The sequence below is a fragment of the Streptomyces scopuliridis genome, from assembly GCF_042790125.1.
Classification (GTDB): domain Bacteria; phylum Actinomycetota; class Actinomycetes; order Streptomycetales; family Streptomycetaceae; genus Streptomyces; species Streptomyces scopuliridis_A.
In genome coordinates, this window is sequence record NZ_JBHTZS010000037.1 from 23189 (window position 1) to 42686 (window position 19498).

9 protein-coding genes and 2 pseudogenes are annotated in these 19498 nt (G+C 69.9%); 4 read left to right on the forward strand and 7 right to left on the reverse strand.

Going from position 1 to position 19498, the window contains the following annotated elements:
- Nucleotides 1-95: 95 nt before the first annotated feature.
- Nucleotides 96-3674 carry an NACHT domain-containing protein gene (locus tag ACFRKB_RS34070; protein ID WP_383110487.1) on the reverse strand — a complete coding sequence of 1193 codons (3579 nt, stop codon included), beginning with the start codon at nt 3672-3674 and terminating at the stop codon, nt 96-98.
- Between the two features lie 107 nt (nt 3675-3781).
- Nucleotides 3782-4204: a hypothetical protein gene (locus ACFRKB_RS34075; RefSeq protein WP_383110488.1), complete on the reverse strand. Its 423-nt coding sequence runs from the start codon at nt 4202-4204 to the stop codon at nt 3782-3784.
- A 491-nt stretch (nt 4205-4695) separates the two neighbouring features.
- On the opposite strand from ACFRKB_RS34075, the gene ACFRKB_RS34080 reads away from it, so the two are divergent.
- Both ACFRKB_RS34080 and ACFRKB_RS34085 read left to right on the forward strand, forming a co-directional pair.
- Nucleotides 4696-11889, forward strand: a complete 7194-nt coding sequence (locus ACFRKB_RS34080; RefSeq protein WP_383110489.1) for a hypothetical protein — start codon at nt 4696-4698, stop codon at nt 11887-11889.
- Nucleotides 11886-12254 (forward strand): DUF6086 family protein, encoded by a 369-nt coding sequence (locus ACFRKB_RS34085; RefSeq protein WP_383110490.1) that lies wholly within the window; start codon nt 11886-11888, stop codon nt 12252-12254. The genes ACFRKB_RS34080 and ACFRKB_RS34085 overlap by 4 nt, the downstream gene beginning before the upstream one ends.
- A gap of 69 nt (nt 12255-12323) precedes the next feature.
- Here ACFRKB_RS34085 and ACFRKB_RS34090 read toward each other — a convergent pair whose 3' ends face one another.
- Nucleotides 12324-13055, reverse strand: coding sequence for a hypothetical protein (locus ACFRKB_RS34090; RefSeq protein WP_383110491.1), 732 nt, complete (start codon nt 13053-13055; stop codon nt 12324-12326).
- Between the two features lie 125 nt (nt 13056-13180).
- A pseudogene (gene fusA, locus ACFRKB_RS34095) lies at nt 13181-13616 on the reverse strand (elongation factor G); the annotation flags it as partial.
- A 92-nt stretch (nt 13617-13708) separates the two neighbouring features.
- Here fusA and ACFRKB_RS34100 point away from each other — a divergent pair.
- Nucleotides 13709-14307 (forward strand): annotated as a pseudogene (locus ACFRKB_RS34100) (Tn3 family transposase); the annotation flags it as partial.
- A 321-nt stretch (nt 14308-14628) separates the two neighbouring features.
- Here the strand turns inward: ACFRKB_RS34100 and ACFRKB_RS34105 are convergent.
- Complete coding sequence (locus ACFRKB_RS34105; RefSeq protein WP_383110492.1) at nt 14629-15540, reverse strand: alpha/beta hydrolase family protein; 912 nt, start codon at nt 15538-15540, stop codon at nt 14629-14631.
- 102 nt (nt 15541-15642) lie between these two features.
- Here ACFRKB_RS34105 and ACFRKB_RS34110 point away from each other — a divergent pair, with 102 nt between their 5' ends.
- The gene (locus ACFRKB_RS34110; RefSeq protein ID WP_383110493.1) at nt 15643-16212 is read left to right on the forward strand and encodes a TetR/AcrR family transcriptional regulator; all 570 of its coding nucleotides are present in this window, start codon (nt 15643-15645) and stop codon (nt 16210-16212) included.
- A gap of 361 nt (nt 16213-16573) precedes the next feature.
- Here the strand turns inward: ACFRKB_RS34110 and ACFRKB_RS34115 are convergent, their stop codons facing one another.
- Nucleotides 16574-17017 (reverse strand): hypothetical protein, encoded by a 444-nt coding sequence (locus tag ACFRKB_RS34115; RefSeq protein ID WP_383110494.1) that lies wholly within the window; start codon nt 17015-17017, stop codon nt 16574-16576.
- A gap of 148 nt (nt 17018-17165) precedes the next feature.
- Nucleotides 17166-19193, reverse strand: coding sequence for a HelD family protein (locus tag ACFRKB_RS34120; RefSeq protein ID WP_383110514.1), 2028 nt, complete (start codon nt 19191-19193; stop codon nt 17166-17168).
- Nucleotides 19194-19498: the final 305 nt, after the last annotated feature.

Here is a 19498-nt window from a genome sequence, read left to right on the forward strand (position 1 = left end):
TCCGCAGGTACCTGTAGGCACCGGTGTTCGGGTGCACACTCCGGCAATAGCGGTGTCGAGTACCCTCCAAGGCCCCACGACTGGTCGACCGCGTCTCATTCAGGCAGGCTCTCCTCCCCCGTGCTGCCCGTGAGCTGCTCCAAGGCCGTGCTCACGATCTCCACTTCGTCTGACTGCATTCCCTCCTGGAACAGAGCGGGGCCATGCGTCCCGAAGGCGATGCGCTCAAGGGAGGCTGCGAACGGATAGGCATCATGGCCGTAGCCGCGGCGCAATTCGGCGAGGACGCCCCGCAGGTACGGATCCTCGGGGCGGCCCGCTCGACGGCATTGCACGACGTGGTCGACGAGCTGGTCAGCTGTGAGGCCGGCGTAGGAACGCCCGTTGCCGGGTTCGGACGCAGGACCTGCCGTCTCCCCTGAGGGTGTCTCATCCGCGTCGGCGCCGTCCGGCCCCGCTATTGTCTCGACCGAGCTCTCCGCCTGTAGCGCCGCCAGGCGGTCGGCCGTGTCCGTGAACTCGGCGTCCTTCTCGTGCACCGCTCTGTACAGCGGCAACGCTGCCGCTGTCCGCCCGCTCGCCTCGTACGCCCGCGCCAGCCAGTACCGCAACTCCATGCGCTGTGGCGTCTCCGAACGGCACCGCACCAGAGCCGTCTCCAGGAGCTTCTCCGCCTGGGAGCCCAGGCCCAGGTGCACCCGCGCCATGCCGCCGAAGAGCCTGGCCTCGATGCCCAAGTGTGCGTCGTCCAGGAGCGATTCGGTGAGCCGCACGAGCCGCTCCCAGTCCTTGACCAGGTAGCAGCGGCAGGCATGCAGGAACTGCGCCTGCGGATTGTCCTCCGGAGACGGGCACGCGTTGAGCGCCTCGTTCAGCTCTGTCAGGTGCTGCTTGTCCAACCACTGAGAGGCGTGCGCGAGCTGCAGATCTGCCGGTGTCTCCAGCGCCGACTGCCCCCACCAGCCCAGCCAGTACCACGAGTTGAGCGGACGGTCGTGGAGACGGCGCTGCTCGCCGAAGCGATCCTGGTGCCGGACCATCGCCAGCAGGGCCTGCGTCGGCTCATCATCAGGGCCCGCGCCGGTCCTTAACACATGCAGGCCCAGCCAGGCGTCCGCCATCCCCGGGTCCAGTCGAACAGCCTCGCGGAAGTTGTCCGTCGCATCCGCATACGCGCCCGCCATGTAGGCGTCCAGCCCGCGCACCCATGCCAGATCGGCGGTTCCGCCCGGCCCGGTCGTCTCTGAGGGGAGCCTCCGCCGGGTCTCACTCTGGCCCCAGGTCTTCCGTAGCTGGTCGGAAATCAGATGGCTGTTCCACGTCGGGTCCGGTCCGGGGGCGGAGGGTTGAGGAGTCTTCGGTGGCGAAGACGACTTGGCTGATCTCTGCAAGATCGAGGCCGCGAACTCCCGGATGTCGGGCCGTGCTTTCCGGTTCTGGGCTACCTGCCCCACGAGATCGAACGCGGTGCGAGGCTCCAGCCGCGCGAGGGCCTGGGTGGCCGTGATGAATTCTTCGAGTGTGCGGTTCACGGACGACAATTCACAGAACGCCGTGAGCATTCTGACGGCGACATCCCGTAGTTCCTCCTCCCCGGCCAGCGCTTCCATGGCCTGGACCCGCGTGTCCAGCTGGGCCTTTCCGTCCGTGGCCAGGTGATACAGCGCCATGGTGCCTTCAGGAGTACCGAGATCGACCAGCGCGCCGGCGGCCGCCAGACGCTCTCCGCCGCCAAGGGACCGGTCTCGGACGCGGTCATCCAAATGCTGGATCTCACCGGACTCCCGATCCTCGTTCAGCAGCCACTGCTGGAGCGCCCGGTGACGGAACTGATAGGTGCGCCCTGTTGTGCGCAGCAGACCAGCCCGATGGGCCCAGGCGAGGAATTGGGTGAGGCGCAGTGGTGCCATCCCGCGGTTCGCGCCGACCGCGATGGACACCGCGTACCGCATCCAGGCTCGCCCGACGACGTACGGCAGAATCAACAGCCCCAATGTCCAGGCGACTTTGAGCCAGAACAGTGCGCACACGCCCAGGGAACCAACGATCAGCGCGCTCACCACCGCGTCCTGGCGGAGAGGAGCACCGGGCCTGAGCACCGGCTCGGTGTCAGCGACCGTGACGAGAACCGGGGTTGCCTCGAACGCCAATAGGGCAGCGAACAGCAGCACGACGCCGGCAAGGAGAAGGCCGTGGACCACAAGATCTGCCAGCACCGCTTGTGGCCAGGAGTAGTAGGGGAAGAGCCATTTGATCGACAGCAGAACGACGGTGAGAGGGAAGAGTGAGGCCAGACCGACATACGTCAGGATGCGCCGCCCGACTGCTCCCTTGAGTTGGAACTTCAGGTTCTCCCGGTCGTTGCGGCGCATGACGTCCCAGAACGGTTCGCCTTCGTCCCTCTTGCGCCGTCGCGGACGGATCAGCCGAATCGGTTCCACCGAATTCCCCATGGCCAGTGCGCCGAACAGGGTCCCGATGAGCAGGATCGCGTCGGACGCCGCCATGATGTCTTCATCCGGAACCTGGCCCCACCGGGCACGCGTCAGGAGCAGCAGCCCGATACAGGCGAGAGCGAAGATGAATCCGTGCAGGGCGAGGACGCGATTCCGCCCGACGATGAACTCAAGCCGGTGCAGCGCGATATCTGCGACGGGACTGCTCTGATCGCTCTTGCCGGGGTGAGTGGAACGGGTGGCGAATGAGGTGAGCCACTTCTTGGTGCGCTCGGTGTCGTACCGTCGATTCGGATACGACTCGACGGCTACCGGTATGAGCCTTTCGAGCAGGACCCGGTCGACTTCTCCCGGGGCGCTGAGAGCCAGCAGATCGCGTGGGTCGCGTCCCCCCGAGTACACGGTGGTGGCCAAGTAGAGCCGCCAGGGAGTGGCCAGGGCATCGGCCGGAAGCCGGTGCAGATTGTCGATGACCTCGGTCCAGGCGCGCTTCTCGCCCTCGGAACGTGCGGCGAGCGCCTGTTCGAGGTAGTTACGGATCTGCTCGATGTCGAGTTCTTCGACCCTGGCCACGGCCGCCGCGGCGAGTCCCCCGTGTTCGCGGCTCACCCGCTCGTAGGTCGTGGCTCGGCAGGTCACCACGAGTGGCGTGACGCCTCTCGGGCCGTGGTAATGATTGATCTGCTCCAGTGCCCGCGCTGCCCTCATCGAGGAGCCCGCCTCACCGTCCATCTCATCGAGGCCGTCCAGGACGGGCAGCACCAAACGCTGCGCCACCAGCGCCTCCGCCGTACGCAGGCGAAGGCTGTACGTCTCGCTGACCTGCCGGACCAACCAGCGCTCCAGCGGGATGTCGGGGTCCCACTCGGCAAGGGAGAGCCGCACCGGCACCGGTTGTTCGGGGCGTCGCCGCTGAAGCAGCAACAGCACGAGTTCGAGCGCCAGCACGGTCTTGCCCGCGCCGGCCGCCCCCGTGATGACCAGTCGCCCTTCAGGCAGTGCGGTATACGCGTTGACCAGTTCACCGAGCGTGCCCGATACCGGATCCGCCTCTCCGCGAAGAAGCGTCACCCGAACCGTGAACGGAACGTCCGCCGCGGCGGCGGCGGGCCCCAACAGGCTGCTGCGTGCCGTGCGTTCGACCACTACGACCTTCTGGGAAAGCCGGGCCGCCTGTCTCAACAGGGCGGCTTCCGCCGGCTCGGTGTAGATGGCCACGCTGGCGGCCTGGCCAACTGCCAGCCCGCCGTGCGTCGCGGTGACGGCGGTGTGCGCTTGGATGTGCGGGGCGGGAATGTACGGGGCTTGAGCGTTGCCGGACGCGCTCAGCCCTGATGCGGGCCCGGCGACGAAGGGCTGCCCACGGTCACGTCCCTCATCTGCAACGCGGCGGCGCCGTGGTCGGCATGGATGCTGACATCGCCGCCGACGGCCACGCCGCCCTCCCCCGCCGATACCGTGGGGGGAGACGCCTGCTCACGCAGCAGGGCCCGCAAGGCTTGCGCGGCCGCCTCCCGCTCCCGGTCGTCCAAACCTTCCAGCGCCGTTTCAAAGCGTGCCTGCCACAGGGCCTGTTCGCTCTGCCGGACCAGCACGATGCCCTCGTCGTCAGCCGCCGCAAGGGTCGCAGCGCTCAGCTCCAGGCGCTCCAACGTTACGCGCTCGCGGTCCTCTTGTCCGCCGCCGAACCAGCGCGCGACCGCCTGCTGGAGGCCCTGCCACGAACTGGTTCCCGCGGCTTGTGCCACGGCAGTTCCACCGGCCGCCGCCAGCGCTGTCAGCGCTTCTCCCAACACGTACTGCCCCCGTTCAGCCAACGCCAGTGCCAGTCACCCACGACCGTAACGCCTCACGATGTCCGTTGACAGCGGCTTCTTTGCTTTTGCCTCGTGTCTGCGGTGCCAGAGGTCGTCGGAGGCCGCCGGATCCGACGTGGCCCCTGGAGCAACTCCTTACATCAGGTAACGAGATGATCACAAAGCGGATCGATTTGTCCATGCTGGCGGGATTCTGTGTGTCCTTGGTGAAGATTATTTGATCTTCACTTGTCGGGCAGGGCGTGGCATCGTCGCGGCGTAGCGGCAGTGCCGACTCGTGGGGGGCGAGCGCGCCGGCACTGCCGTGTCGGGGCCTGCTGCCATGCCCATGATTTGTGCTGCCGACCGATCTAGAGATTGCCAGGCAGACCATGTCATTGTTCAGAGACGTCGGCAGACGCCGGCGCCGCATCCGGTCCACGTTGACCAGAGCCACCAGCGCGACGGCGCTCGCGACCGCCTCCGCCGTTCTGCTGGCGCTGATTCAGGCCGCACCCGCCGCGGCCGACCCGGTGCCCGAGGAGGACACCGGTTACGACCGGAACACCATCGGCCAGCAGCGGCGCCTCGACCGCTGTCTGACCGGGGTCGCGTTGCACGTCGGCGGCCCTCAGATGAAGGCCAAGGCCATCGAGGGCCTGACCGGCACCGACCAGCAACTCCGGGACGTCGTCGGGGACATCGGCTGGATCGGCTTCGGCCCCCTCGGCCAGGCCGCCGACGGCGACGAGGAGGCCGGCGGCGAGTACGCCGACGCGGACAGGGCCCGCACCGAAGGCCTCGACGCGGCCAACAAGCGCTACCGCGAATCGGCTTGGGCCAGCGACGACATGGAGTGGCACGCGCCCGCGTTCGGCGAGGACGTCACCCACTTCACCCGCGTCACCCAGAAGGAACTCGCCTGGCGCCTCGGCTGGGACGGCCACAGCAACGCCAGCCCCGAGGCCGTCGCCCGCGCCAGGGCGGTCACCGAGGAGAACCGGGGCAAGGACACCTGGCACGACTGGTCCGCGGACAGCATGCTGCGGGACAGCGACGTCAACAACACCCGGTACTCGGGCGGTACGACCTCCAGTGACATCGCGTCCTACCTGCGTCGCGGCGGCTTCGCGGTCGAGGCGCCCGCCAAGGACTCCGCCGAGTACCGCGTCGAGGTCGAGGACCTGAAGCAGGCCTGGGCCGCCTGCGACTACCAGAACCCGGTCGACCCGAGGCGCACGCTCAACGAGCCGGTCATGGCCGCGATGGCCGAATGGGAGCTGGAGTACGGCGGACAGGCCGCCCAGCGGGCCACGATCATCCAGGCGGAGGCCGACGCCTACGCCGGGACGCGGGCCGCCGCCGACAACCTGGTCGAGGCCATCGGCCAGGCCTGGCTCGCCGAGCAGATCCTGACCTGGCAGAAGTACTGGCAGGACGAGCTGGCGCAGGACCCGGACACCATCTTCGACAAGCCGGACCAGGCGATGTACGACCAGGCCACGGCCGACCTCGCCCGCTACCGCTCCAACGTGGCGGCCCTGGTCACCTCGGCCAAGGGACACGCCGCCTCGGCGGCCACCGCGGCCCAGAAGGCCGCGACCGCCCAGCAGGAAGCCTGGGCCGTCGCCGACGCCACCCATGTGCCGCGTGGCCGCGGTCTGATGTACGCCCAGCAGTCGGTCCAGGTCGCCCGCGCCTCCAGCGCGGCCGCCGCGGCCGCCGCGAAGGCGACCGAGACCGCGCTCTCCGCCGCCAACGCGACGGTCGCCGACGCGGACGCGCTGCTCGCCAAGGCGCAGACCGATTCGCACGCGATCAACACGGAGTTCCGCCGTGTCGCCGCCGAGGAGGCCGCCTCCCAGGCGAAGGCCGCCGCCGACAGCGCCGAGGCCAACGCCACGGCCGCCGCCGACAGCGCGACCACCGCCAAGGCCGCCCGTACGACGGCCGAGAAGCAGCGCGACAAGGCCGAGACCGGCGCCGCCACCGCCGCCGCCGAGCGCGCCAAGGCCCAGGCGGAGCACGCCACCGCCGTCGCCTCCCGGGCCAAGGCCGCCACCGAGCGCGCCAAGGCGCAAGAGGCCGAGGAACGGGCGGCGACGCAGCAGACCACGGCCAGGAACGCCGACAGGGCCGCGGAGACCGGGGCCACGGACGCCACAGCAAAGCGCAAGGCCGCCGATGAGAAGGCAAAGGCCGCCCAGACCGCGCGCGAGAAGGCGACCGCGGCCCTCCAGGCCAAGCAGGCGACTGCGGCTCGCGCCGCCGCCCTCGAAGCCGCGGCCCGCGCCGCTGAGGGCAGCGAGGCCGCCACCGAGGCCCGCGACGCCGCCACCGCCGCCCGTACGTCCGCGAACGAGGCCGCCGAGGCCGCCACCGCCGCACAGACCGCCGCGGCACAGGCCACCACGGCCGCCATCGCCGCCCGCTCCGCCGCCACCACGGCGGAGGGCGCCGCCAAGCGCGCCCAGGCCAACGCGAGCAACGCGTGGTCGGCATACCACTCCTCCAACGGCGCCGCCTCCACCGCGCGCGCCGCCGCCGCCACCGCCCTGGACGCGTCGCAGGATGCCGCGATCCGTGCGGACAACGCTGCCACGGCGTCGGAGAACGCCACCGAGCTGGCCAAGAAGGCCGAACAGGATGCCGTCGCGGCCGAGGCCGGTGCCGCCGAGGCGGTGAAGTCGGCCGGGACCGCGGTCGGCCGCGCCTACGCCGCGGGTCAGGCCGCGCTCGCCGCCCGCGACAGCGCCAAGGAGGCGGTCGCCGCCGCCGGCGAGGCCATCGTCGTCGGCACTCCGTACCAGGAGAAGGACAGCGCCGCCGCATTCGCCGTGCTCGTCGGTCAGTCGTCGAAGACGATCGCCCAGCAGCAGGCGGCAGCCGCCGAAGCCAAGGCCGTCGAGGCGGCGGCCGCCGCCGAGGCCGCGCAGCAGGCGGCCGCCCAGGCCCAGGGCGATGCGAAGCTCGCCGCCGAGGCCGCCGCCCGCGCCGCCGAGGACTCGGCCCGCGCCGTCGAGGCCGTGACCCGCGCCCAGGCGTCCGTGACTGAGGCCGCCGACGCGCAGAAGGGCGCCAAGTCCGCCGCGGACACCGCTGACGGCTACGCCCAGCAGGCCGGGAACGACGCCGTCGGCACCCGCCTTACCGCGGACGCGACGAACAGCGTCGCCCTGGAGGCAGACCGCGAGGCCACCGACGCCGAGCGGCACGCCGCCGAGGCGAACGAGAAGGCCGGCCGGGCCGGCGACGCGGCCAAGGACGCGGCGGACAAGGCGACCCAGGCCGAGCAGGACGCCAAGGCCGCCGAGGACAAGGCCACCGACGCGGAGGGCGACAGCACCAGAGCCGAGGAGGCCGCCGAGCAGGCCGAGCAGCAGCAGCGCGAGAAGAACGAGGCCGCCCACAAGGACGCACTTGCCGAGGGCACCACGCCCGTCAAGGGCGGCGCGAACAACTGGCCGAAGCTCGGCGAGCGCGAGGCGCAGATCCTCCTCGACGCCTGCGGCCAGACCTGCGTGGACGACTACCGTGAGGGTCTCGCCGCCGTCTCGGTGAACGTCGTCGAGTGGGCCACCGCCAACGGCGGGCAGATCCTCTTCGAGCAGCTCGACGCCGCCGAGGCCAAGGAGTGCCTGGCCGGCTCCGACGTCGAGGAGTGCCTCTGGTCGCTGGTCGACATCCCCTCGTCCGCCGTGATCGTGGGCCGCATGCCCGCGCTGGCCCAGGCGATCGAGAAGGTCTCCACCGGCATGCGGAAGATCTTCACCGACGCCGACAACGCCCTGCGCCGGCTCAACGAGCTGACGGCCGTCATGAGTGACGTCCGCAGCACCCCGCGCCTTGACAGGTGCCTCGCCGGAGTCGCCCTGCACGCGGGCGGCGCCAACATGAAGGCCAAGGCCATCGAGGGCCTGGGGGGCACCAACGACCAGCTGCACGCCGTGATCGGCGACGTCGGCTGGATCGGGTTCATGCCCCTGGGGCAGGCCAGCGACCTGGACAAGGCGGCCGGTTACGCCTACAGGGACGCCGTCGCGGCCCGTCAGGCCCTCCTGGAGGACGCCAACCGCCCGTACGCGATGAGCTCCTTCAGCGACAAAATCACACTGCACGCACCGGAGTTCAGCGCAGACATCCTCGGCTACACCCTCTCCACGCAGGCGAAGCTGGCTGACCGCCTCGGGTGGGACGCCCACACCAACGCCGGCCCTGAGGCGATCGCCAAGGCCCGTGAGCTCACCGAGCAGAACCGGGGCAAGGACGACTGGCACGACTGGTCCGCGGACATCATGCTGCGGGACTCCAGCCTGAACAACACCCGTTGGTCCGGCGGCACCACCTCCGCCGACATCGCCACCTACCTGCGGCACGGCGGCTTCCCCGCCCAGAAGGTCACCGAGGGCACGGCGGCGTTCCGCGTCGAGGTCGAGAACCTCAAGCAGGCGTGGTCCTCGTGCAACCACCAGGACCCGGTGGACCCGCGCAACGCCCTGAGCGAGGCCGTCTCCCAGGCTTCGGCCGAGTGGGAGGCGGAGTACGCCGCCCAGAACGCCCCGCGCGCCGTCATCATGCGGGCGGAGGCCGACGCCGCCGCCGCGACGCGCTCCGCCGCCGACACCATGGTCGAGGCCATCGGCCAGGCGTGGCTCGCCGACCAGATCCTGCTCTGGCAGCAGTACTGGCAGGACGAGCTCAAGACCGACCCGGACAGCATCCACAAACCGAAACAGGCCCTGTTCGACAAGGCGAAGACGGACCTGGCGAAGGCCCGCGGCACGGTCCAGGCCCTGGTCACCACCGCCAATGAGCAGGCCGACCTGGCCGCCGCCGCCGCACAGCGCGCGGCCACGGCCCAGCAGGACGCCTGGGCCATCGCGGACGCGGCCGGGCTGCCGCGCGGCCGCGGTCTGATGTACGCCCAGCAGTCGGTCCAGGTCGCCCGAGCCTCGGGCGCGGCCGCCGCGGCCGCCGCGAAGGCGACCGAGACAGCGCTGAACGCGACGAAGGCCACGGTCTCGACGTCCCAGACCCTGCTGGCCCTGGCCCAGACCCAGGCGCACGCGCTGAACACCGAGTTCCGCCGCATCGCCGCCCAGGAGGCCGCCTCGCAGGCGAAGGCCGCGGCGGACAGCGCCGACAAGCAGGCTGCCGAGGCCGAGGCGAATCTGAAGATCGCCAAGGCTGCCCAGAGCACCGCGGAGAAGGAGGAGCAGGAGGCCAGGACGGCCGCGGGTACGGCACAGAGCCAGCGGGCCGTCGCCGAGTTGGAGCACGCCAAGGCCGCCGCCGCCCGTTCGACCGCCGAGTCGGAGCGCGCCAAGGCGGGCGCCGCCGAGGACCGGGCCCAGAACGAACGGACCCGCGCCGGTGACGCGCTGAACGACGCCAACGCGGCGGGCGGCACGGCGGCCTCGAAGCGGGCCGCCGCCGAGCGGGCCGAGTTGGACGCCGCGGACGCGCGGGACCGCGCGGTCGAGGCCGAGAACCACCAGCGCACCACGGAGTCCAGGGCCGCGGCCCTGGAAGCGGCCGCGGCAGCCGCAGCAGGTACGCAGGCGGCCGAGGAGACCCGTACGGCGGCCACCGAGGCCCGTACGGCGGCGAACGAAGCGGCGTCCGCGGCCAGGGCGGCGCGTACGGCGGCCAATGAGGCTTCTCAGGCGGCCATCAACGCGCGGGCGGCGGCCACCGAGGCGAAGGTCGCCGCGGCCAACTCCAACGAGGCCGCGGACAAGGCGTGGTCCGCGTACTACACGGCCCAGGGGTCGGCGGCAGCCGCCCACTCGGCGGCGGCCGATGCCATCGACGCCTCCGAGGCAGCGGCACTGAACGCGAAGAAGGCCGAGGAGGACTCCAAGAAGGCATCCGCCGCGGCGGTCGTCGCGAAGAAGGAAGCGGCGGCGGCCCACACCGAGGCGGTCAAGACCGCCGAGTGGGCAGGCAAGACGGCGGGCTACGCCTACGCCACCGCCCAGGCGGCGAGCGCGGCACGGGACACCGCGACCCAGGTCGTCAAGCCGGCCCAGGAAGCCATCGGCGTCGGCACTCCGTACCAGGAGACTGACGCGGCGGCGGCGTTCGCGGTGCTCACCGGCCAGGGCGCGCTGACCCTCTCGCAGCAGCAGGCGGCTGCGGCCGAGGCCAAGGCGGCCCAGGCGGCCGCGTACTCGGCAACCGCCCAGCGCCTCGCCGAGCAGGCGGCGGCCGACGACAAGCTGGCGGCCGAGGCGGCTGCGGCGGCGGCCAAGGACGCGGAGCGCGCGGCACTCGCCGTGCAGCGCGCCCAGGCCGCGGCGGCGGGGGCGGAGAAGGCGGCCCAGGCCGCTCAGGCCGCCGCCGAGCGGGCCGACGGCTATGCCATGCAGGCGGGTACGGACGCCGTGTACGCGTCGTTCGCCGCCAGCGAGGCGACCGCCGACGCGGCCGCGGCCGACCGGGAGGCCACCGAGGCGGAACGGGACGCGGCGAGCGCCCGTACCGCGGCCGACGACGCCCAGGCGGATGCCAGGACGGCCGGCCGCATCGCGACGGTCTCGGAGAACGACGCCGTCCGCGCGGAGACCGCTGCGGCCAACGCGCGGGAGTCCGCCGTCCAGGCCGACGCCGCGGCCGACCGGGCCGAGAAGGAGGAGCGCGAGCGCCTGGCGGCAGAGCGCAAGCGGGCGGTGGAATCGGGTGACAAGGGTGTTCTCTTCGATCCCGGTGTCCCGCTGACCGCCGAGGAACAGGCCATCCTCCTGGAGGCGTGCGGACAGCAGTGCGTCGACGACTACAAGGCCGCGTTCGCCGCGGTGTCGCAGACCGTCGTCGACTGGATCAAGGCCAACGGCGCTGATGTACTCCTGGAGCTCATCGGGGTCAACGACCTCAAGCGCTGCTTCGGCGAGGGCGACGTCGAGAGCTGCCTGTGGACCCTGGTCAACGTCGCCAGCCTGGTCGTGGTCGTGGGCAAGCTGCCCGCGGTGGCCAAGGCGATCGCGACGGTGACGGCGGGTGTATCGAAGTTCTTCTCGCGCGCCGAGTGGGGCAAGAAGACCATCGAGCGGCTCCGGAAGGTCATCGACAACTTCAAGAAGGAGCCGGAGGGCAAGCCGGACCGCACGCCGGACTGCCTCAGCGTCCCGGGCACCAGGTCTTCGGCCAGGTCGGGCGTCTCCGCGATGGGCTTCTCCGCCGCGACCTCGGCCGACGATCCGATCGACTGCGACAAGATCGACGTTCTCGACGGGCACCTGGGGCGCAAGCGCCTCGGCTCCGACATGAGGTACCACCTGAAGGAGGGGGACACCGAGATCCAGATCGACAACCCGAACGACCTCTCCGACACGGTCACGGACATCGATCTCGTGCGTGGCCGCGTGCTCTGGGAGAACAAGACCGTGACCGCCCGGAAACTGACGCAGGAACAACTGCAGAAGTGGGTGGACAAGCACGTCGGGAAGAAGATCGCCGGCTACAAGCGGGCACGCCCCTTCCTCGCGGGATACGAGGACGCGCCCGTCGGAATCCGGTTCGAGGACCCCGCGATCCTTCAGATCAACCCGGGCCTCAAGGATCTCGTGGCCCAGCGCATGAAGGAACTCAAAGCGATCCATCCGGACCTGGACATCCGTCTAGACTGGCCGTCATGAGCTACACCTTCGACATCGGTGACGACACGATCTGGGGCCCGGCCAATTCCGTCGCACGCGTCTTCCTGGGAACAGTGAGGACACTCTCGGAGGAATACCGAGTCCCGTCCGGATTCGGGGACGACCTCATGGGAATGGTGGAAATCGATCCCGTGGCGTTCGCCGCTTTCGTGCAGCGGGTTCTCGCCGAACGGGCGCAGAGCCTGCACATGTACAAGAGCATGATGCTGGACGGAATCCTGCCGATCCTCATCGCCATGGCGGACCGAGGAAAGCTGGGAGTCACCGCCCGTACACCGGAGGAGAATGCCTACCTTGAAGAGGTGAGGGCGCGGAAGCTGCCCATGCTCGCACCGTCGGACTAGCGGAAACCGCATGAAGGCGCCCGGCCAGGGTATCCCCGGCCGGGCGCTTCACATGTGCAGTGCGGGGGCTCAGCCCAGCTGGTCCAGTTGCGCCTTGACGACCGCCTCCGGGATCGCGCTGTTCTGCGGGGTCAGCATGTTGACGCCGTAGAAGACCGCAAGCACGCCGTCCTTCCGGACCACGGTGTACGTCATGGGGACGCTCTGCTTGGCGACGACACTGGTGATGCTGTAACCGAGGGACTCGTCGCCCAGGGCGGGGGCCTTCACCGGCTTGACCGCCGTGTAGGTCAGGCCCAGGGTCTTGAAACCGCCGGGGCACTCCTTGAGGGAGGTCCGAAGATCCGACATGACCTTCTGGGCGTTCTTCTCCGAATGGGCGGCGAGCCACATCGAGCCGATGGTGGCGTTCTTCGCCTCGGTGGGTTCGAGCGAGCGGTGCTCCACACTCACCGCGGGGATGTGGGTGAAGCCACCGGCGAAACTCGCGAGGGGCTGGCACTCGGCCTTGTCGGCCTTCATGTCCCGGCCCGCGTCGACCTCGGCTTCGGCAACCTTCTTGACCTCGAATCCGTTCTTCTTTCCGGAGAGCGTGGTCTTTTCGAGGGTCTGCGGGTCCACCGCGCCGATGCGCTTGGCCTCGGCAGCTGCCTCGCCGTCGGCACCCGTCTCGCCCGGCGTGCTCTGCGCGCTTGCCTTCGGCTTCTTCTCGTCGGATTCCGCCGATTCACCGCTGCACCCGGATATCGCGAGCAGGGTCGGCAATACGGCGGCGATCGGGAGGGCCCTACGCAGTCTCATGTTCTTTTTCTTTCCTGGCGTCTCTCGCGGATAAAGAATGAGGAAAATGATCTTACCGGCGACAGAGAGTATCCCTCATTACGTTTTGGTGTCGGCCTGGCCCGGTCTCCCGTGGTCTTTACCTAGCCGCGGCGGGAGGCGACGTCGCCGGCAACGGCGTCCAGGGAGTTGTTCGGGGTGGTGACCTCAACGGCCATCATCGGCTCCGGAACACGGGCGAGGCGTTGCGGGCGGTCCAACCCGGACAGCCGTCATCCCGTAACCGGCGAGGACGCCGCGCTGTAGCACCTTCTGGCAACCGCCGTCGGCCGAAGGGACGTCCCCGTTCGAAATGCGGCCACCGGCCGCCTGGTTGACGAACTCGTACGAGGTTCGCCGGACTCGATCGGCTCTATCGAGATCTGGACGCGCGCGAACTGGTCGGAACCGCCCGTGTGTTTCCTGCGGGTGTACTCGATCTTCTCGGCCTTCTGGCGGACGGTCTCGCGGTGGGCGACCTGCCGCTCGGCCGACGTTGGCCTGGACTCTGAACTCTCGCCTCATGCGGTCGACCAGCATGTCGAAGGTGCGCCACCAGATCCGGTCCGGGTTCGTCGACGGAGTTGTAGTGCTCACCCACTCCCGTCATCAGTCCGCACCTAAACGAATATGAGGGCACCCCGCGCGACTCCCTGCACATCCTGGACGCGCTGCTGAACCTGGACGGCGGGGTGAAGCCGGAGATGGTGGCGACCGGCAACGCCTCGTACTCCGACACGGTGTTCGGCCTGTTCAAGATCCTCGGCTACAACTTCTCACCCAGGTTCCGCGACCTGGACGACCAGCGGTTCTGGGGGCCACGATGCCCGGCGTCGAGACGGGCACGTACGGCGCGGTGGAGGATCTGGACCGCAACCGCGTGAACCTGAACAAGGTGATCACGCACTGGCCGGACATGCTGAAGGTCGCCGGTTCCCTGGTCACCAAACAGGTCCGCGCCCACGACCTGCTGCGCGTAGTCGACCCGGTCGACGACACCTACCGCCGTCAGATGAACCGCCAGCTCACCGTGCAGGAGTCACGCCACAAGCTGGCCCGCGACGTGTGCCACCGCAAGCGCGGCACCATCCACCAGGCGTACCGCGACGGGATGGAGGACCCGCTCGGCGCGCTCGGCCTGGTCCTCAACGCCATCGTTCTGTGGACCACGAAGTACATCGACGCCGCCGTCGCCCAGCTCCGCGCCGAGGGCCACGAGATCCGCGACGAGGACGCGCCCGAGCTGGACGAGGACGACGACGCCGAGTGAGGCGAGAGGGCAGCCGACGGGTACCAGCGCGGCGTCGTACTGCTCGGCGGCCCAGACAGCAGCACGCACGAGAGCAGGTACCAGTCGCTCCAGTGGTACGGGTCCCGCCGCGCACCGGGAAGCGGAACTCGGAGGCCTGGAACTCCTCCAGGGAAGCGCCGACGGGCCGGGCGGCGTCAACGCGCGCCTCGAACCGGCCCAGCGTGCGCGTCGGCGCCGCCTCGGTCCCGAACTCCGCCCCGCTCGCCGCTGACCGCCGAGCGTGCCCCGGCGGTCAGGCTGAGCTCACTTGCTGGCGAGGCTCCACGTACCGTCGCTGCCTTCGGCGGTGCTGTTGAGGGCGGTCCACTCGGCGTCGTCGAGGTTGAGGGCTGCGCGGAGGTAGGCGGAGATCGCGTCGGCTGTGAGGGCGACACGGGCGGGGTCCTCGTCGGTGGTCTCGGTGACCTTCTCGCCGGCGATTCCGCCCATGGTGTGCTCGGCCTCGGTGATGCTGAGCAGGCTCTTGGGCGCCGGGCTGAGGTGGTAGGCGTCGGTGAACCACTCCGGCCCGCGGGTGGAGAGCTGCGAGTCGTCCTTGCCGCCCGCGACGATCAGGGCCGGGGTGGTCATGGTGGAGAAGTCCGGCTTCATGAACGGAAGGTTCTCGGCGGCGAACGGGGTGAGGGTGTCGCCGGTGCCCGTCGCCCCGATCAGCGCGCCGGCCGAAACCGCGGAGTGCGAGAAGTCCTCTCCCGCAACACCCTCGGCGTCCAGCACGCGCGCACCGAGGAGGGCGCCTGCGGTCTGGGCGCCCCAGGAGTGGCCGACCACGGCAGTGCGCTCACGGTCGGCGCGGGTCTCCAGGCCGGCCTGGGCCAGGACGCCTGGGAGGTGGTCGAGGATTGCGTGCAGGTCGGTGATCCGCACGCGCCAGATGGTGGCGAAGCGCGGGTCGTCCCAGGCGATGGCGTTGCGCCGGGAGTCCAGGTGGGTGGGCTGCACCACGACGAATCCGGCGGCGGCCCACCGGTCGACGAGGGGCTCGTACCCGTCCAGTGACCACGCGTTCCCGTGGGAGAAAACGATCACAGGCAGGTTCCGGCCCGACCGGGGTGCGGTGACCTTGACCTGAAGGTCAATGCCGCGCCCGGGCGAGGGAACAACGATGGGCTTGACCGAGACGATCTGCTGGCTGAGCGAGTGGGACGAGGACATGAGGGTCCTGCGCTTTCTACGAGTACCGGGATGCCATAATTTGGCGGAGCGCCGTTCCGCCAAATTAGCGGAACATTGTTCCGCGAGCAATGGGAGGCATCCGTGCCGGAGTCGGTCGGGGTACGCCAGGCACAGGCTCAGCGCACCCGCAGTGGCGTGCTGGAGGCCGCTGCGGCAGTCTTCGTGGACCGGGGCATCCAGGCACCCGTCCGCGACATTGCCGAACGCGCCGGCGTCGGTGTCGGCACGGTCTACCGAAACTTCCCGACCCGCGCGGATCTCGTCACTGCCGTCTACCGGCATCAGATCGACGCCTGCGCCGCTCTCGCGCCCCGGCTCCTTGAGGAATCCGCCTCGCCGTTCACCGCGCTGGCCCTGTGGACGGACGCGTTCGTGGACTTCCTGGTGACCAAGCACGGCCTCGGCGCGGCGCTGGGGTCCGGTGACCCAGGACTGGAGAACCTCCACGCCCTCATGCTCGACACCCTGGTCCCTGCCTGCGCGTCATTGCTGGACGCCTGCGCCGCCACCGATGAACTTCGCCCTGGTGTCGCCGCCTACACGCTCCTGCGCGCCATCGGAAACCTCTGCATCACCGGCCCCGACTACGGCCAGGCCGACGCCAAGGGCATGGTCGCCCTCCTCCTGGCCGGATGCCGCACCAAGGTATGACGGCTGCCTCAGGGGGCAGTGGCAGAGCGCCCGTCGGTTCCTGCACCAGAGCGGCGGCGTCCGCCTCACCCCGCAGCAGCGATCAGAGAGGCACGCGTCCCGCACCGTACGGACCTTCCAGGGCAACACTGTGCGTGAAGCCGCCCTCGCCGGTGAAGAAATTCTGCATGTAGCCGGTGGCCTGCGGTGACGCACCGCAGCCCAGACGCGTTGAGGTACTGCTCGATCTCCCAGTGCGCGCGGCGGTGCACCTCGGCGGCCGGCAGACCTGACGGCCAGCTGGCCGCCCTGCGTTCCCGGCGACGTCACTGCCGTCATTTCTCAACGAAGTCGTCGTCTCATCGAACGTAGTCGAGCCAGGCTATCGATAGGGCAGCACGATGTGGGTGGGGTCCTCCTCACGCCGGATCTGTGTCGCCCCCCGGGCGTACTGATCACAGAACTCCACTGGCTGCTCGAAGCTGACTGCCATCAACGCCTCTGCTCCCGGCATCGGTACAGCCGGGGCGATGACGTAGCGATGGTGAGTCACCTCTTCCAGCCACTCGGCCGGCTCCACCGAGGCGAACGTTGCGGGGCCGACCGCCCGGCTGGGTGCTCCTTGCACCGTCCACTGCGTACGCAGTTCCAGAACCCCTGGTTCCGGGCACCGCCACCTGAAGCGCGTGACGCACAGCGAGGCGACGTTGAACCATGAGCTCCACCCCCAACCGTCGCCGAGGAACCCGAGCTCAGAGGCTTCCATGACGCCATAGGAGAACGGGACACTGCTCCAGTGGCCTACCAGCAGGTCATCCAAGTCCATCCGCACATCTTCGGGCATACAGGCATGCCCTGTTGGACTGCGTTCGATGAGACAGCGACTGGATCTCACGAGAAGGGACACCCGGCAAACGCTGCCCCCAGAGGTGAACGAAGCCAGGTGTTGTGATGTCCCGTCATGAGGCCTGTGTTCACGCGGGGTGGACGGCGATCACGCAGAGCCTCTTGGTGGCACGTGTGAGAGCGACGTACAGGTCACGTTCGCCACTGGGGCGAGCCTCGATGATCTCCTGCGGGCAGACGACAATGCACGCGTCGAACTCCAGGCCGCGGGTCTCGGACGCCGGCACGAGCCGCGCCCACCGTGTGACGTCGGCTGACGTCATGTCATCGAGCCGGGCATCCGCGCAGATCACGGCAAGCAGGTCGCCCGGATGCGCTGCGGTCTGGGCCTGGAGCTCTCCGGCCACGGTGGCGCCCAGTGTGTGCGGATGTGCGGTGAGGCTGCGGGGAGGCTCGCCGTGGCGGATGGACCGGCTCGGCGTCTGACCAGGGGCGATCCGCGCGAGCAGGTCGCGGGTGGTGGCCAGGATCTCCTGGGTGGTGCGGTAGCTGACGGTCAGGGTGTGCAGGGTGAAGCGGGTGCCGAGATGCGGGCCCAGCGCCTGGGACCAGTCGCTCGCCGCCGTCGCGGGACCCGCCTGGGCGAAGTCGCCCACCAGCGTCATCGACCTGGCCGGGCACCGGCGCAGCACCATCCGCCACTGCATGGCGGTGAGCTCCTGTGCCTCGTCGACGACGACGTGCCCGAACGTTCGCCGCGGCGGCCCGCCCACCAGGTTCGCCGCCTCGTCCAACAGCGCCACATCGGCATCGGTCCACGGGGCGCCGGCAGAGCGCAGCAGCCGGCCGCGTTCGTCATCTGTGAGTGATGGCAGATGCGTGGCCAGGGTGTGAGCGTCCCTCAGCAGGGCCCTTACCACCGTTTCGGACGTCAGCCGTGGCCAGAGGGACTGCACCGCACCCTCGGCGTGGGCGTCGCCCATGAGGTTCGCGCGCAGAGCCTCCGCATCGAACATCTCGGCCGGATCGGCGGCTGCCGCGCCATCGAAGCCGAGGGCCTGCATGTCGGCCTCGGCCGCGGCATCGAGGTCGAGGCTCGTGCTGTCAGCGATCTCGGCGTCGATGTGCGCGAGGGCCTCGGCAGTGCCACGCTCCAGCGTGCTCGTGACCATGCCGATCAGGTGCTCCTTGAACACCTCCCGCGCCTGGTTGTGCGCCCGGCCGCTCGCCACCGCAGCCTCTCGTGCCGTCGCGACATCCACGCTCGTCAGCCGGGCCCACTCCTGCCCCACACGTACCGCGAACCGGGAGTCCAAAGGCGCCTGCCGGGAGTGCACCAGGCCCTCCAGCGCCTCGGCCATGGCGGAGCTGCCCTTGAGCCGTGCGACGTCGGACGGCTCCACAGCAGCGGGCACCACTCCGGCCAGCTCCCCGCATGTCGCCAGGGCCACGTCGTTCTCCCCGAGCGAGGGGAGCACGCGCGAGACGTAGTCGAGGAATCGCGCGTTCGGCCCGAGCACCAGGACACCGCGCTCGGCGGCGCGCGGGAAGGCATACAGCACGTACGCTGCCCGGTGCAGCGCGACAACCGTCTTGCCCGTACCCGGTCCGCCCTGCACCACCGTTACTCCCGGATGCGGGGAGCGGACGATCTCGTCCTGCTCCGCCTGCAGCGTCGCCACCGCCGCGCGCATCCGCCCCGTGCGCCGCGCCTCCAGCGCCTCCGTCAGCGGACCGTCGCCGACGATGTCGCCGGTCGCGGGCGCGGATCCGTCCAACAGCTCGTCGCTCACCGCGCGCACAGCGCGTTCCTCCACCCGCAGGTGACGGCGCCGCCGCAGCCCCATCGGGTGGACGCCCGTCGCCGAATAGAAGGGCCGTGCCGCTTCTGCCCGCCAGTCGACGAGCAGCGGCAGGTCCCGGTCGCCCAAGTGCAGGCCGAGCCGTCCGATGTGCAGGACAGTGCCGTCCGCGCCGTCGATCCGGCCGAAAACCAGCCCCTCCTCGGCCCCCACGAGCTGGTGGACCTGGCGTGCCAGACGCTCTGCGGCGACATCACGCGCGTACACCTCTCCCGCGCTGTCGGCCGACGACTTCAGTACGTCATCCAGCTGGGCCCGTACATCCACCACTCGCTCGTCGAGCAGCCTGTACATCGCGGATACGTGGGCCTGCTCCACCTCGACCTGTCCTACGGCACCCTGGTTGAACTGCGGCAAAGCCGTGCTCCCCTCGACTCGGCCCTTCACTATGCAGATAGATCTCCATGAAAGTAAGGCTTGACTTACTTGTCCGCATCAGCCGCCCAGGCCCTGTTCGCCACCGGACCTCTCGGGTTGAAAAGAAGGTCGCGGGTGCCGGACGAGCCGGGCTCGGTGCTGAACGGACCGAGGTGGTGCCCTCCAGCGGTGCGGACAACAGGCCTTCGGCTTCGCGCTGGACGACTTCCGCCAGGCCGCGG

Coding starts and splice junctions, on each gene's coding strand:
- ACFRKB_RS34085 (WP_383110490.1), top strand. CDS start 11,886: ATGAGCTACACCTTCGACATCGGTGACGACACGATCTGGGGCCCGGCC.
- ACFRKB_RS34090 (WP_383110491.1), bottom strand. CDS start 13,055: ATGAGACTGCGTAGGGCCCTCCCGATCGCCGCCGTATTGCCGACCCTG.
- ACFRKB_RS34105 (WP_383110492.1), bottom strand. CDS start 15,540: ATGTCCTCGTCCCACTCGCTCAGCCAGCAGATCGTCTCGGTCAAGCCC.
- ACFRKB_RS34115 (WP_383110494.1), bottom strand. CDS start 17,017: ATGGACTTGGATGACCTGCTGGTAGGCCACTGGAGCAGTGTCCCGTTC.
- ACFRKB_RS34120 (WP_383110514.1), bottom strand. CDS start 19,193: ATGTACAGGCTGCTCGACGAGCGAGTGGTGGATGTACGGGCCCAGCTG.